At 65.5% G+C, this 1,414-nt stretch carries 1 protein-coding gene; it reads right to left on the reverse strand.

Going from position 1 to position 1,414, the window contains the following annotated elements:
- Window positions 1-1,414 (reverse strand): condensation domain-containing protein (locus ACIBQZ_RS43295; protein WP_396094788.1); only part of this gene is annotated, 1,414 nt, incomplete at both ends.

Raw genomic sequence — 1,414 nt, forward strand, 5'->3', positions numbered from 1 at the left:
CCGAGGTAGTTGAAGCCGATCTGGGGAACCGCCTCAGCAGCCAGGACCGCAGCAGTGTCGTCGTTGAGATACCGCAACAAGCCATAACCGATACCCCGATCCGGGACACTCCGCAGCTGCTGCTTCACCTGCTTGACAGCACGCCCCACCGCATGAGGATCATCAATCTGCAACCGGACCGGATACATACTGGTGAACCAACCCACCGTCCGCGACAGATCAGCCCCCGCCAGCAACTCCTCCTGCCGGCCATGCCCCTCCAACCGGAACAACGACGACACCACACGGCCACGACCCCAAGACCAACGCGTCAACGCCACCACCAACCCGGTCAGCAACGCCTCATCAACACCACACCCGAAGCTGTCCACCACCGGACCCACAAAATCGGCGGACAACACCACCGGAACCGACACCACCGACGCCGCCGTATCCACCACCGGATCAAAACGCCGCCGGCCCAGCACCGCATCCCCACCACCGACCACACCCCGCCAGAAACCCAGCTCACCAACCCGCCGAGCCGCCTCCCGCACCAAAGCATGCGACCACCGACGCAACGAGGTCCCCACCGGCGCCAACTCCACCGGCACCCCACGCGACACCTGATCCCACGCCACCGCCAGATCCGGCACCAGCACCCGCCAGGAAACACCATCAACCACCAAGTGATGCGCCACCACCACCAAACGCCCCGCACCAGGCCCGTCCACCCACACAAACTGGACCATCACCCCGCCAGCCGGATCCAACCGACCCGCCGCCGCGTCCAGCACCGCAGCCACATCAACACCATCACCGGACACCCGCCGCAACACCGACGACACCACCACCGCACCCGGCGGCTGCACCCACAACGAACCCGCAGCCGTCAACCGCGACCGCAACACATCATGACGATCCAGCAACGCCGCCACCACAACCGACAAACCCGCCTCGTCCACCCCTACCGGCAGCCGCAACACCACCGACATCGCATACCGGCCGAACCGGCCACCCAACCCCAGCAACCACCGCCCCGCCGGCGGCAACGGCACCTCACCCACCCCACCACCAGGCAACTCCGCCACCACCCGCCCAGCCCCACCCGACACCGCAACCGCAGCCAAACCCGCCACCGTCCGACGCTGAAAAATCAGCTTCGGCGTCACCACCACCCCACGAACCCGAGCCCGCGCCACCACCTGAATCGAACGAATACTGTCCCCACCAGAGACGAAGAAATCATCATCAACACCCACCCGATCCACACCCAGCACATCAGCGAAAACCTCCGCCAACACCACCTCCACCGCCGTCACCGGAGCCCGGAAAACCACCCCCGAAAACTCCGGCTCCGGCAACGCCAACCGATCCACCTTCCCGTTACCCAACAACGGCAACCGCTCCAACACCACAAACACCGACGGCACCA

This window comes from Actinoplanes sp. NPDC049599 (assembly GCF_044465625.1).
Classification (GTDB): Bacteria; Actinomycetota; Actinomycetes; order Mycobacteriales; family Micromonosporaceae; genus Actinoplanes.